The 13,629-nt window shown below is 74.8% G+C and carries 9 protein-coding genes; all 9 read left to right on the plus strand.

Going from position 1 to position 13,629, the window contains the following annotated elements:
- Window positions 1-31: 31 nt before the first annotated feature.
- Complete coding sequence (locus ACP6CK_RS26930; protein WP_426956413.1) at window positions 32-706, plus strand: hypothetical protein; 675 nt, start codon at window positions 32-34, stop codon at window positions 704-706.
- 133 nt (window positions 707-839) lie between these two features.
- A complete protein-coding gene (locus ACP6CK_RS26935; RefSeq protein WP_426956414.1) occupies window positions 840-3,275 on the plus strand; it encodes a serine/threonine-protein kinase in 2,436 nt (811 codons plus the stop codon).
- A 116-nt stretch (window positions 3,276-3,391) separates the two neighbouring features.
- Window positions 3,392-5,413, plus strand: a complete 2,022-nt coding sequence (gene tagH / locus ACP6CK_RS26940; protein WP_426956415.1) for a type VI secretion system-associated FHA domain protein TagH — start codon at window positions 3,392-3,394, stop codon at window positions 5,411-5,413.
- Window positions 5,414-5,503: 90 nt separating this feature from the next.
- A complete protein-coding gene (gene tssK, locus ACP6CK_RS26945) occupies window positions 5,504-6,841 on the plus strand; it encodes a type VI secretion system baseplate subunit TssK (RefSeq protein WP_426956416.1) in 1,338 nt (445 codons plus the stop codon).
- Complete coding sequence (gene tssK, locus ACP6CK_RS26950; RefSeq protein ID WP_426956417.1) at window positions 6,838-7,272, plus strand: type VI secretion system baseplate subunit TssK; 435 nt, start codon at window positions 6,838-6,840, stop codon at window positions 7,270-7,272. Before tssK (ACP6CK_RS26945) ends, tssK (ACP6CK_RS26950) begins: the two co-directional genes overlap by 4 nt.
- Window positions 7,269-8,669, plus strand: coding sequence for a type VI secretion system protein TssL, long form (tssL, locus tag ACP6CK_RS26955; RefSeq protein ID WP_426956418.1), 1,401 nt, complete (start codon window positions 7,269-7,271; stop codon window positions 8,667-8,669). The genes tssK (ACP6CK_RS26950) and tssL overlap by 4 nt, the downstream gene beginning before the upstream one ends.
- Window positions 8,666-12,262 (plus strand): type VI secretion system membrane subunit TssM, encoded by a 3,597-nt coding sequence (tssM, locus tag ACP6CK_RS26960; RefSeq protein WP_426956419.1) that lies wholly within the window; start codon window positions 8,666-8,668, stop codon window positions 12,260-12,262. Before tssL ends, tssM begins: the two co-directional genes overlap by 4 nt.
- 10 nt (window positions 12,263-12,272) lie before the next feature.
- Window positions 12,273-12,830 carry a type VI secretion system-associated protein TagF gene (tagF, locus tag ACP6CK_RS26965; protein ID WP_426956420.1) on the plus strand — a complete coding sequence of 186 codons (558 nt, stop codon included), beginning with the start codon at window positions 12,273-12,275 and terminating at the stop codon, window positions 12,828-12,830.
- Complete coding sequence (locus ACP6CK_RS26970) at window positions 12,827-13,582, plus strand: PP2C family protein-serine/threonine phosphatase (protein ID WP_426956421.1); 756 nt, start codon at window positions 12,827-12,829, stop codon at window positions 13,580-13,582. Before tagF ends, ACP6CK_RS26970 begins: the two co-directional genes overlap by 4 nt.
- The last annotated feature ends 47 nt before the right edge of the window (window positions 13,583-13,629 follow it).

Here is a 13,629-nt window from a genome sequence, read left to right on the forward strand (position 1 = left end):
CTTCCGCTCGGAGATCGAGAGCACCGGCCTGATGGTCGGCCTGCCCTGCCACGGCGGCATGCTGACCGCGGCCACCCTGCGCGGCCTGCTGGAGACCCAGGCCGCGCTCGCCGCGCTGAACCTGCCCTTCGCCTGCGCGACGCTCGCGAATGAGAGCCTCGTCACCCGCGCGCGGAACACCCTCGCGGCGCGCTTCCTCGCCTCCTCCGCCTCCCACCTCCTCTTCGTGGACGCGGATATCGGCTTCGGCGCCGATTCCGTCCTCCGCCTGCTCGGACACGGCCGCCCCTTGATCGGCGGGCTCTACCGCAGCAAGCGCGTGGACCGGACGGAATGGGTCGCGGCCTGGGCGACCGCCGAGGACGGCACCGTCCGCCGCGACACCGGCACCGGCGCGATCGAGGTGGCGATGCTCGGCGCCGGCTTCCTGCTGATCCACCGTGACGTCCTCACCCGCCTGGCCGAGGCCCTGCCCGAGACCCGCTACGTGACCGAGGAGGGCGAGCCCGCCCACGCCCTCTTCGACGCGGGGATCGAGCGGCGTCCCGACGGAACCCCCGGCCGCTACGTCAGCGAGGACTACTTCTTCTGCCACCGCTGGCGCGCCGCGGGCGGGGAGGTCTGGTGCGACCCGGGCCTGCTCCTGCAGCACCAGGGCCAGGTGGCGCTCGCCGCGGACCCGATGACGATCCTCTCCGCGCCCTGACCGCGCCGGTGGCCGCCGCGCGAGGCCCTCGCGCGACGAATGTGACCACGCGGCGCTTGCGCCGGCCGGGAAGGGGAGTGGTGCCCCACCTTCCCGGTCCGTAGAATGCACGGGCATGACAGGAGAGAGCTTGGTGTCCCAGCTCCTGCCCCCCGGCTTCGGCGAATGGGGAGGCGACGCGAAGTACGAGCTGCGCGGCACCCTCGGCGCCGGCGCGATGGGCGTCGTCATGGATGGCTTCGACCGCCGCATCAAGCGGCGCGTCGCCATCAAGGTCGTCAAGAAGCCCGCCGCCGACGACCAGGAGGCGATGGAGGCCATCTCCCGCTTCCAGCGGGAGGCGGAATCCGCCGGCGGCCTGACGCATCCCGGCATCGTCGGCATCTACGACTACGGTGAGAACGAAACGACCGCCTGGATCGTCATGGAGATGGTCACCGGCGGCACGCTCAAGAACCTGATGGACCGCGGCGACCGGATGCCGCTGCCCACCATCGTCCGCCTGATGACCCAGGTGCTGGAGGCGCTGCACTACGCCCACACCCGTCCCAGCCGCGTGGTGCACCGGGACATCAAGCCCGCGAACATCATGCTGACCGAGGACGGGCAGGCGAAGATCGCCGACTTCGGCATCGCGCGGATCGAGAACTCCGCGATGACCCAGGCCGGCACGCTGATGGGCACGCCGGCCTACATGGCGCCGGAGCAGTTCCGCGGCGAGCCGGTGGATCCCCGCGCCGACCTCTGGGCCTGCGGCGTGATCCTCTATCAGCTCCTGACGGGGGAGAAGCCCTTCTCCGGCGGGCTGTCGGCGCTGATGCACCGCGTGCTGACCACCGACCCGCCCCTGCCCTCCGAGATCTCAGGCATCGTGCCGCGGGCGATGGACGCGGTGGTCATGCGCGCCCTCGCCAAGCGCATGGACGAGCGCTGGCCCGACGCGAAGACCTTCGCAGAGGCCATCGCGCTCGCCGCAACCGCCCCGGCCGCATCGCCCGGCGCCGCGGAGGAGGACGTCACCCTCGTCACCGCCCCGGCCGGGCTGCGCCTGGACGGGGTCGCGGCGCCCACCGCCGTCCCGACCCCGATTCCCGCCCCGGCGGCGGCCCCGGCCTCCTCCGGCCGGCCCGGCTGGCTGATCCCGGCGGGCGGCGCGGGCGCCCTGGTGGCCGCGGGCGTGGCTGCCTTCCTGCTCTGGCCGGCCTCGACCCCGCCCGTCGTTCCGCCCACCCCGCAGCCGCCCATCGGGCCGGTCATCGGCACCGGCCCCGACGTGCCGCCCGTGACCCCTCCGACGCAGACTCCGGGCCTGAACCCGGTGCCCACGCCGCCGGGGCCCGATGCCCCGACGACCGGTCCCAACCTGAACCCGGTCAACCCGCCGCCCCGGATCGGGACAGGTCCCACCACCTCCGTCCCCGTACCGTCCGAGCCGCCCACCACAAGCGGCCCCGGCTCCCTGGCGGGGCTCTCGCCGGTGCCGACGCCGAACTTGCCGCCGACCCTCCCGACGACGCCCCCGTCGCCGGACGTGCCGGTCGCGATCACGCCCTTTCCGACCCAGCCCATCCCCACCCAGCCGACCGTCACCCCGCCGCGGCCGAACACGCCGGTCGTCGTCCCGCCGGTCCTGACCCCGAACCAACCGATCCCGACTCAGCCGACCCCCACGCAGCCCACTCCGACGCAGCCGACCACCTCCCAGCCCAACCCGGTTCCGCCGCAGACCACGCCGCCGACCCAGCCGGCGGTGGTGACGCCCCCGCCGAACCAGCCCCTCCCCACCCAGCCCGGCAGCCAGAACCCGACCACCCCGCCGACGCAGACCGCCAATCTCGGCATCGGCGAGGTCAAGCCGCCGGTGGAGCCGCCGCCCCGGAATCCGCCCGCCCAGCCCGCCTCGGTCGCCGTGCCGCGTCCGGACATGCGCGCCGTCGCCCAGGCCGCCATCGCCACGGCGCCCTGCGGCCTCCTCTCCGCGCGCGCGGAGGATTCCGGATTCGACATCCAGGGCGTCCTCCCCAGTGCCGAGGCCGGCCGCCTGCGCGCGAGCCTCGAGGCCCGGGCGCTGCCGCCCGGCGCGGCGCGGCTGAACCTCGGAGTCTTCGAGGGGCCGTTCTGCAACATGGTCGGCGCCCTTCGCCCCGCCCTCGCGCAACCGGGGGAGGCGCCGGAGGTGGCGGTCGCCGGAACCATGCCGCTGCGCAAGGACGAGCTCCTGCGCTTCGACGTCACCATGCCCACCTGGGCGAACAACCTGCATGTCGCCTACGCCTCCTCGGACGGGCAGGTGGGACGGATCGAGCCCGGCTCCGCCCGCCAGCCCGGCAGCCGCGTCCGGCTGGGCGAGCCGCGCGGGCGCTTCGAGGGCTGGCCGATCGACGTGCCCTTCGGCACCGACCTCCTGCTCGTCGTGGTGTCGGACGGCCCGTTCTTCCCGTCCGGCGCGCCCCAGGCGCAGAGCCAGGCCGAGTACGCGGAGAGCTTCGCCGCGGCGCTCCGCGCCGCCCGGCAGGCCGGCCGCCGCGTGGCGCTGCGACCGGTCGTGGTGCAGACGGTCGAGCGATAGGGACCTCGTTCAGGGAACCTCCGCGAGGTTCCGCACGACGAACGTGACGCGCGGCCGGGTTGTGCCTCCGCTGCGCCCACGCGCATGATCCGCGGCCGCGTGACGAAGGGGAGCGCATGGTTCTGGTCCTGTCCGTGCTGCGCTGCCCGGACGCCGCCGTGCCCGGCACGCGCCGGGTGCCCGGTGGCGACTTCACCCTCGGGCGGGCCGAGGGCTGCGACTGGGTCCTCGCCGACCCGGACCGCGTCCTCTCCAAGCGCCACTGCACGCTCGAGTTCCGCGGCGGCTTCTGGCAGGTCCGCGACCTCTCGACCAACGGCACCTTCGTCAACATGGGCAGCACGCCGGTCGGCCGCGACGCGGTCGCGGCACTGAACGACGGCGACCGACTCCGCCTCGGCGGCTACGAGATCGAGGTGCGGGTGGAGGCGGAGGACCCGGTCGCGGCCTGGCGCACGCCGGCGGGCCAGCCGGACGCCTTCACGGGCCCGCCGCCCGCGGGTTTCCCGGGCCAGTCCCACGACCCCTTCGCGAACCCGCTCGCGCCGCCCCCGCCGCCGCCGCCGCGCGGCGATTTCGACCCGCGCTTCAACGAGGAGATCGCCCAGGGCGGTCTGCCGGCGCTCGGCACGCCCGGCGCGCCCATCCCCGGCGGGCCGCAGCCCTTTCCGCCCTCGCCCTTCGGCCCGTCCCCCTTCGGGCCCTCGCCCTTCGCGGCCCAGCCGCCCGCGTCGCTGCCGATGGATTTCGACCCGCTCGGCACGCCCCCAGGCGCTCCCGGCGGGGGGCTCGGCGGTCACGGTCTTGGCGGCCCAGGTCTTGGCGGCGGATTCGCCAATCCGGTGGGCCTCGACCGCCCGGTGCCGGAGGGCCCGACGCGCGGGGACCATGCCCCCTCCACGAGCGACGCCTTCGTGCCGCCGCAGGTCCGGACGGAACCCGGCGGGGCAGGGGACTGGTCGCCGCCATCCCCGCCGGGGCCACCATCCGCCGGCTGGCAGGAGCCGAACTGGGACGACCTGCTGAAGGACCTCACCCCGCCGGGTGCGGCCCGGCCACCGGCCGCCCCGACGGCCCCGCCCGACCCCGCCGCCTTCGCCCCGGTGCCCACGGCCTCGCCCCTCACCTCGCCGACGGAGCCGTCGCCCTTCGCGGCCTCGCCCTTCGCCCCGCCCGAGACGCCGCCACCGGTCTCCGCGCCTCCCGCGGGGCCGCCGCCATTCCCGCCCGGTCCGGCCGCGGCGCCCTCAGGGCTTCCGGCCGATCCGCCGCCCTTCGCGTCGTCGCCCTTCGCCGCGCCGGTGGAGCCGCCCGCGCGCCCGGCCGCACCGCCGGCCGGCACGGATCCCTTCCCGCCGGTCTCCGCCGCGCCCGCCTCCCCGGCCGCGCGCGAGGCGCCGCCGCCGAGCGCCTGGCCCGCGCAGCCCCCCTTCGCGCCGCCGCCCGAGCCGCCCCGCCCCCCCGCCGCGCCACCCAACCCCTTCACCGAGGCGTCCGACATTCCCCCGGTCCGCGCGGCCGCGCCCCCGCCGCCCGCGCCCCCGGCCGGCCCGCCGCTGGACGCCGGCGCCGGGCTGGAGGCGCTGCTGCGCGGCGCCGGCCTGCCGCCGCTGCCGCCGGGCACCGACCCCACCGCCGCGCTACACGCCGCCGGCGCCGTGCTGCGGGCCTCCGTGGGCGGCATCCGCTCCCTGCTGATCGCCCGCTCCGACGTGAAGCGCGCCTTCCGGATCGAGCAGACGATGCTCGCCCGCCGCGACAACAACCCGGTGAAGTTCGCCGCGACGGACGAAGCCTCGCTGCACGCCCTTCTCTCCTCCGCCGGCAGCCGCGGCCCCGCGGCGCTCGACGAGACGGTCTCGGACCTCACGCTGCACCAGGTCGCGACGCTCGCGGCCACCCAGGCCGCCGCGCGCGCGCTGCTCGACCGCGTCTCGCCCGCCGAGGTGGAGGCGAGCAACACGAATGCCGGCGGCATCCTGCCCGGCGCCCGGGAGAAGCGCCTCTGGGAGGCCTACAAGGCGCTCCACGCGAAGCTCATCGAGCAGTTCGAGGATGATTTCGACAGCGCCTTCGGCCGTGCCTTCGCGCGCGCCTACGAGCAGGCGGCACGGGAGGCCGGGCGGAAGGCGGAATAGCGCGGCCGCGCCGGACCGCCCGGCGCGGCGACACGGAAACACGAAGGGCCCGTGCCGGGGATCGCCGGGCCAGGGGGATGTGGGAGCGAGATGCACTGGCAGGACAGGGTCGTCTGGCAGGAGGGGATGTTCCTCCAGGCGCAGCACTTCCAGCAGGCCGACCGCTACGCCGAGCACCGGCTGGAGAGCCGCGTCGCCGCGCTGCGGCCGCATCCCTGGGGCGTGACGGAGCTGGCGCTGGACCGTGACCTGCTAGCGGCCGGCAAGTTCGCCCTCGCCGGCGCGGCCGGCGTCTTCCCGGATGGCACCCCCTTCGCCATTCCCCACACCGCTGACCAGCCCGCGCCGCTCGACCTGCCGGAAGGCACGCGCAACCAGGTCGTCTACCTCGCCATGCCCGTGCGCCAGCCCGGCAGCGCCGAGATCGCCGCGGTGGAGGGGCCTGACGCCGCCGGCGCCCGCTATCTGCTCCGCGCCTTCGAGGCCTTCGACACGCATTCCGGCGCCTCGCTCGCCGCCGAGCTGGCCGTCGCGCGTCCCCGGCTGCGCTTCATGCTCGAATCCGAGGAGCGCGACGGCTTCACCTGCATCGGCCTCGCCCGCGTGGTGGAGGTGCAGGCCGATCGCCGCGTGCAGGTGGAGCCGGGCTACATCCCGCCCTGCCTCCGCGTCTCCGCGGCGCCGTCCCTCGGCAACCTCGTCCCCGAATTCCTCGGCCTCAGCCACCAGCGCGCGGAGGCCCTGGCCGGTCGCCTCTCCCAGCCCGGCGCGCGCGGCGTCGCGGAGATCACGGACTTCCTGACGCTCCAGGTGCTCAACCGCTGGACGCCGCTACTCGCCCACTGGGCCGAGACCGGCAATGTCCATCCGGAGACGCTCTACGCCACCTTCGCGCAGATGGCGGGGGAGATGGCCACCTTCTTCGCCCCGGACAAGCGCGCGGCCAACTACCCGGCCTACCGGCACGACGACCTGCAGCGCTCCTTCGCCCCCGTCGTCGCCGACCTCCGGCGCTTCTACGCCTCGGTCATCGAGTACAACGCGGTCGAGATCCCGCTGCAGGACCGCGGCCACGGCGTGCGCGTCGGACCGATCACGGACCGCGGCATCCTGCGCTACGGACAGTTCGTGCTCACCGTCATGGCCGACCTGCCGGGCGAGCAGATCCGCCGCTTCTTCCCGCAGCAGGTCAAGATCGGCGCGGTCGAGCGCATCCGCGAGCTCGTCATGGTCGCGCTGCCCGGCATCGACATTCGCCCGCTTCCCGTCGCGCCCCGGCAGATCCCCTTCCATGCCGGCGCGACCTACTTCGAGCTCGATCGCGGCTCGCAGCACTGGCAGCAGATGCAGACCTCGGGCGGCTTCGCGATCCACGTGCAGGAAGGCTTCCCGAACCTCAAGCTCTCGCTGTGGGCGATCCGCGGATGAGCGATGCGCCCTGGCCTCTCACCGCCGGGCTCGTGGACCCGGACATCCGCGAGATCACGCTTCACGAGCGGCGTCCCGGCGTGCACGTCGCGCGCGTCATCGGGGGTGACCTGCTGCGCTTTCCGCAATGCGTGCTCGCCGTCATGGCGGACCGGCCGGAAGAGTTGCTCCGCCGTCTCTTCCCGCAGCAGGCGACGCTGGGCGCGGTCGAGCGCATCCGCGAGCTGGTGACGGCCGCGCTGCCAGGGATCGGGATCCGCCCGATGCGCGGTGCGCCGCGCTGCATCCCCTTCCACGCCGGCGCAGCCTACTTCGAGTTGGACTGCGCGAGTCCGGAATGGATGCTGATGCGGGATGCGTGCGGCTTCGCGGTCCACGTCTCCCAGGACTTCCCGAACCTCAAGCTGACGCTGTGGGCGATCCGCGGATGAGCGACAATCCCTTCGACGAGCCGGACGACACCGACCGGACGATCATGCGCGGCCCGGCCCCGCGCCCGCCCGCCCCGGCACCGATGCCGCAGCCGGGCATGGCCCCGCCAGGCGTGGCGCCCTCCGCATCGGCGCCCGCCGTCTCCGCCCCGGCCCTCGCGGCCGGCGCGGAGAGCGTGCCGCATGTCGGCATCGGTCCCATCGCCGCCGCCGCCGCGCCGCTGCTGGAGATGGGCGCGCGCATCGCCAATGGCGGCATGACCGCCACCCCGAACCCCGACGAGCTGCACCAGCGCACCCTCGCCGCGCTCCGCGCCTTCGAGAAGGATTCCCAGGCCGCCGGCGCGTCCCCGGAGGAGATGCGCGAGGCGCACTACATCCTCTGCGCCATGCTGGACGACGTGGTGCTCTCCACCCCCTGGGGCGCGCGCTCCGGCTGGGCGGTGCGCTCGCTTGGTTCGACGTTCCACCAGGATGTCCGCTCCGGCGAGCACGTCTTCGACCGTCTCACCGCCATGCAGCGGGAGCCGGGCAAGTGGCGCGGCGTGCTGGAGGTGGGCTACATGGCCCTCGCCCTCGGGCTGCAGGGCAAGTATCGCCTCGCGCCGCAGGGCCCGGCGGAGCTCGAGCGCTTCCGCACCTCGCTCTACCAGCTCCTCACCGGCCTGCGCGGCACCACGGAGAAGGAGCTGTCGCCGCATTGGCGCGGCGTGGACGCGCCGCATCGCCGCCCCGGCACCGGGGTCCCTGCCTGGGTCGCGATCCCCGTCGCCCTCGCGCTCATCGGCGGCGCCTGGTACTGGGCGGCCGGCAGCAACGGCTCCCGCGCCGACGACCTCATCGGCCGCATCGGCGCCCTGCCGCCCTCCACGCAGCCCGAGATCGCGCGCGCCGCCATCGTGCGCCCGCCCGAGCCGCCTCCGGCACCGCCGCCGGACGTGCCGCCGCCGCTCGACGCCGCCCGCACGCTCCGCCGCTTCCTCGCGCCCGAGATCCAGCAGCGCCTCGTCTATGTGGAGGACGACTACCAGCACATCCTCGTCCGCATCGCGGGCTCCGGCATGTTCCCCTCCGGCTCCGCGGCGCTGAACCCCGCCTTCGCCGACATCATGCGCCGCATCGGGGAGGCGCTGAAGGAGGAGCCGGGCGCGGTCACCGTGCTCGGCCATTCCGACAACCAGCCGATCCGCACGGCGCGCTTCCCCTCGAACATGGCGCTCTCCGCCGCGCGGGCGGAGGCGGCCATGGACGTGATCCGCCGCGCCAACGGCGACGCCGCCCGCTTCCGCTCCGAGGGCCGCGCCGACCAGGAACCGATCGCGAGCAACGCGACGGCGGAGGGGCGCGACGCGAACCGCCGCATCGAAGTCCTGCTGCGCCGGGGAGAGGCCCGATGAAGAGCGTCTTCCTCTCCGTCACGGGGATCGTGTCGCTGCTCGCGGTGCTGATCCTCGGCGGCCTCATCTGGTTCTTCGCGCCCGCGATTCCCGGCCTGGGCGACCTCCTCGAGAGCGACATCATCCGCGGCGTCGCCGCGGCCATTCCCTTCCTTCTCTGGCTCATCATCAGCCTGCTCATCGGCCGGTCGCGCTCGAAGCGCGACACGACGATCGTGGAGGAGGTGGCGAAGCCCGACCCGAAGGCCGCGCAGGACACCGCGCTCTTCGAGGAGGAGGCGAAGCAGCGGGAGAAGCTGACCGCCGCGCTGAACGCGCTGAAGCGCACCGCCGGCGGCAAGGGCGGCGCCCTGTACCAGCTTCCCTGGTACGTCATCATCGGCCCCCCCGGCACCGGCAAGACGACGGCGCTGCGCAACTCCGGCATCGAGTTCCCGCTTGCCGAGGGCCGCGTCGAGGGCGTCGGCGGCACCCGCGCCTGCGACTGGTGGCTGTCGGAGCGCGCCGTCCTCATCGACACCGCCGGCCGCTTCACCACGCAGGACTCCGAATCCGCCTCGGACAAGGCGGGGTGGGAGAGCTTCCTCGACCTGCTGCGCCGGACCCGTCCGAAGCTGCCGCTCAACGGCGTGCTCGTCGCCGTCGGCACCGACCTGCTGGCCCGGCTGGACGAGGCAGGGCGCGAGACCTACGCCCAGGCCATCCGCCGCCGCGTGCGGGAGCTGGAGAGCAAGCTCGGTCTCCGCCTGCCGGTCTACCTGCTGATCACCAAGGCCGACCTCATGGCCGGCTTCGTCGAGTTCTTCGACGACCTCGACCGCGGCGCGCGGGAGCAGGTCTGGGGCTTCACCTTCGACCCGAAGGAAGGGCAGAGGCCGGAGGGCGCCATCCCCGCCTTCACCCGCGAGTTCGCGCTTCTGCAGGAGCGCCTGAACAGCCGGGTCATCGAGCGCCTGCAGACCGAGCGCGGTCCGTCGCAGCGCGCGCTCATCGCCGGCCTTCCCGGCCAGCTCGCCGCGCTCGAAGGACCGCTGGCCGGCTTCGTGCGCTCCACCTTCGGCGGCTCGCGGCTCGACCCCGCGCCCTTCCTGCGCGGCGTGTACCTGACCTCCGGCACGCAGGAGGGCACGCCGCTCGACCGCCTGGCCGGCGCCATGTCGCGCTCCTTCGGCTTCGACCCGCGCCGCCCCGCGGCGGTGATGGGGCAGAAGGGTCGCTCGTACTTCCTCGGCCGCCTGCTCAAGGACGTGGTGTTCAACGAAGCGCGGCTGGCCGCGCGGGAGGGCGGTGCGGTGCGCCGCGGCGTGCTCATGCAGGCCGTCGCGTGGTCCGTCGCGCTGCTCCTCGCGATCGGCGGCGGCGCCTATGCGTGGCACGCCACCCAGCTGGAGAACGCGCGCGCGGACCGCGTCGCCGCCGCCGTGCTGCAGGCCGAGAACACCGCGGGTCCCGCCGGCCCGCACGACCGCATCGCCGATTCCGACCTGACCCGTGCCCTCGCCTACCTGGAGGCGAACCGCGCCCTGCCTCCGGCGGCGGAGGGTGACGGACCCGGCTTCGGCCTCAGCCGGGAGGAGGATCTGCGTGGTGCCACCCGCGCCGCCTATCGTCGCTCCCTCGGCCGCGTGCTGCTGCCCCGCCTGATCGCGCGGGTGGAGGAGCAGATCCGCGGCGCGCTGCAACGCCCGGACCTGCTCTACGAGGCGACGCGCGTCTACCTCATGCTCGGCCGCCAGGGCCCGCTGGACCGTGCCCTCATCCGGGAATGGTTTGCGATCGACTGGAACCAGGCCTTCCCCGGCGCCGTGAACCAGCCGCAGCGGGAGGCGCTGACCGCCCACCTCAACGCCCTGCTGGCGGAGGACTTCCCGACCTACCCGGTGGACGGCGCCCTGGTGGACGAGGCGCGCCGCGTCTTCTCCCGCATCCCCATGGCGAACCGCGTCTATGCCCGCTTGCGGCCCCTGGGCGTGGACCTGCCGCAGTGGCGCCCGGCCGACGTGCTCGGCGCCGCGGGCGCGCGGCAATTCGCCCGCGCCTCCGGCCGCCCGCTGACCGAGGGCGTGCCCGGCCTCTACACCGTGGAGGGCCTCTACCGCGTCGTCCTGCCCCGTCTGCCCCAGGCGGTGCTGGAAGCGGCGTCCGAGGCCTGGGTCCTTGGCCCGGTCGTGGCCACCCAGGCCGGCAACCCCCGGACGCTGGAGGCCGACGTCCTCGCCCTCTACGCCGCGGAATACGCCCAGGCCTGGCAGGCGCTGCTGAACGACCTCGTCCTGCCGGCCCCGGCCGGGCTGCGGGACGCGGCGGAGAAGCTGAACCTCCTCGGCGCGCCGAACTCGCCGCTGAAGGACCTGCTGCGCGGCATCGCGCGGCAGCTCTCCCCCGGCACGCCGCCCGATCCGCCGGCCGGCGCCACCGGCGCGGCCGCCGCGGCGGCCGGTGCCGCAGCGAACGCCGCGACGGGTGGCGCCGCGGGCCGGGCGGCGGCCGTGCTCGGCGCCGCGACCAGCAGCGGCGCGGAGCCGGTGGCCCGCGTGATCGAGAACCAGTTCAAGGACATCCGCGAGGCGGCCGGCCAGCCGCTCGACGGCATCATCGCCATCCTGAACGAGCTTTACGTCCAGGTGGCGCGCCTGGCCTCCGCGCCGCAGGGCACGGTGACGGCGCCCACCCCCGGCCTCACGCCCAGCCAGAAGCTGCTGGCCGAGGCCGTGCGCCAGCCGCAGCCGTTGCGCGGCTGGCTGGAATCCCTCGGCCGCGCCTCCCAGCGCGCCGAGGCCGGCACTGCCCAGCAGAACGTCGCGGCCGGCGCCGCTGCCCTGCTCGGGGGCGGTGGTGGCGGCGGAGGTGGCGGCGGTGGCGGTGGCGGTGGAGGCGGTGGTGGTGGGGGCGGTGGCGCCGCCGCCGGGGCAGCGCGCGGCGGCCCCTGCCGCCTCGTCGAGACGAGTTTTCCCTTCCGCCGTTCTCTGGCCGCACCCGACATGCCGCTGGACGACTTCGTCCGCCTCTTCGCGCCGGGTGGGGCGATGGACCAGCTCTTCACCCAGTATGTCCGCCCGCACGTGGACACGACCCAGCGCCCCTGGCGCCCCGTGTCGGTGGACGGCCTGAACCCGGCCGTCTCCCAGGCGGACATCCTGCAGTTCCAGCGGGCCCAGGCGATCCGCGACGCCTTCTTCCCCTCCGGCGTGCCCGGCGTCGGGCTCGGCCTGCGCTGGCGCCTGACCTTCGTCAGCCTGCCCGCCGGCACCACCGCCGGCACGGTGGACAACGAGGGCACGCCCGCTACCCTGCCGCCCAATCCGCCCCGCCCGATCGAGATGAGCTGGCCCTCCACCCGGGGTCCCGTCGGCCTCACCCTCGACCCGGCCGCGGACCGCCCCTGGCAGTTCGAGGGACCCTGGGCGTCGCTGCGTTTCGCGATGCTCGGGCGCCTGCAGGCCACGAACCAGCCGGACCGCTTCCGGCTGATCGTGCCGCAGGCCGGCCCGGGGACGGAGTTCCTGCTGCAGACCACCAGCAGTAACAACCCGTTCAACCTGCGGGACCTGGCCGAGTTCCGCTGCCCCGTCCTGCCCACGCCAGGCCGGTGAGGAGGGGGTGATGAGCGGCGCCCTGGACGCCTCGGTCGCCGGGGTCTTCGGCAAGCTGCCGGCCCATGGCGACTTCGTGCGGCGCGGCCTGCCCGCCCGCTTCGTGGAGCCCTGGGACGCCTGGCTCTCCGCCGGCCTCGTCGCCGCGGCGGAGGCCTTGGGCGAGGACGCCTGGCGCGATGCCTGGGATACGGCGCTCCCCTTCCGCTTCCGCCTTGCCCCCGGCGCCTGTGGTCGGGAGGCGGCGATCGGCGTCGCCTTCCCCAGCACCGACATGGTCGGCCGCCGCTTCCCCCTGACCCTCGCGGCGCTGCTCCCCAACGCCGGCGACCCGCCCCCGGACTGGTTCGCGGTGGCCGAGGAGGCGGGCGCCCGCGCGGTCGCCGGCGCGCTCGACGCCGACGCCCTGGCCGCCCTCCTGCCCCTGCCGTCGGACCCCGGCGATCCCGACGCCACGCTGGACGGCGCCTGCCGCTTCTGGCGCACCGAGGATCGCACGCTCCTCGTCTCCGCCGGCCTCCCGCCGCCCTGGCGCTTCCCGCTCCTCCTCGGGCTCGAACCCGGATGATCCGCACCCCCGTCCCGTCCGCCTACTGCACCGCCTGCACGCATCGCGGCACCGTGCGGTCCCGGAACGAGGATTCCGTCCTCGCTCGCCCCCGCCTCGGCCTCTGGGCGGTGGCGGACGGCGCCGGCGGCCATGGCGGCGGCGAGGTGGCCAGCGCCGCCGTGACGGAGGCGCTGGAATCCATCCCCGCCGGACTCTCCGCCGCCGAGATCCTCGCTCAGCTCCGCCTTCGCCTCTCGAGCGTGCATGCCAGCCTTCAGGCCCGCAGCGCCGCGGAGCGCCGCCCGCGGCCGATGGCGACCACGGTCGTCATGATGATCATGCGCGGCGGCCATTTCGCCGCCCTCTGGGCCGGCGACAGCCGCGCCTACCTCCTGCGCCACGGCGAGATGGTGCGCATCACCCGCGACCACTCCCTCGTGCAGGAGCTGGTGGAATCGGGCGCGCTTACCGAGGAGGAGGCTGAGCGCCACCCCCAGGCGAACGTCATCACCCGCGCCATCGGCGCGGAGGGCGAGTTGGAGCTGGACAAGGTGACCGGTCGCTACGCCGACGGCGACACCTTCCTGCTGTGCAGCGACGGACTGTTCAAGGCGATTGAGGAACCCGGCATCGCCGCCCGCCTGCGCGCCGGTGCGACCGCGGAGTCCCTGATTGCCGACGCGGTCTCCCACGGGGCTCGGGACAACGTCACCGCCGTGGTGATCCGGATCGGCGATTCGACGAACGCGAGCGACGACACGCTGTCCTGAGGCGGCACACGCGTGACTTCGGAGGAGAGAAGGATTTCTCTCCCCCG

Source organism: Muricoccus radiodurans (genome assembly GCF_050154705.1).
Classification (GTDB): domain Bacteria; phylum Pseudomonadota; class Alphaproteobacteria; order Acetobacterales; family Acetobacteraceae; genus Roseomonas; species Roseomonas radiodurans.

Excerpts from the sequence above, each read along its gene's own strand:
- ACP6CK_RS26930 (WP_426956413.1), top strand. The coding sequence starts at position 32 with ATGGTCGGCCTGCCCTGCCACGGCGGCATGCTGACCGCGGCCACCCTG.
- tagH (WP_426956415.1), top strand. The coding sequence starts at position 3,392 with ATGGTTCTGGTCCTGTCCGTGCTGCGCTGCCCGGACGCCGCCGTGCCC.
- tssK (WP_426956416.1), top strand. The coding sequence starts at position 5,504 with ATGCACTGGCAGGACAGGGTCGTCTGGCAGGAGGGGATGTTCCTCCAG.
- tssK (WP_426956417.1), top strand. The coding sequence starts at position 6,838 with ATGAGCGATGCGCCCTGGCCTCTCACCGCCGGGCTCGTGGACCCGGAC.
- tssL (WP_426956418.1), top strand. The coding sequence starts at position 7,269 with ATGAGCGACAATCCCTTCGACGAGCCGGACGACACCGACCGGACGATC.
- tssM (WP_426956419.1), top strand. The coding sequence starts at position 8,666 with ATGAAGAGCGTCTTCCTCTCCGTCACGGGGATCGTGTCGCTGCTCGCG.
- tagF (WP_426956420.1), top strand. The coding sequence starts at position 12,273 with ATGAGCGGCGCCCTGGACGCCTCGGTCGCCGGGGTCTTCGGCAAGCTG.
- ACP6CK_RS26970 (WP_426956421.1), top strand. The coding sequence starts at position 12,827 with ATGATCCGCACCCCCGTCCCGTCCGCCTACTGCACCGCCTGCACGCAT.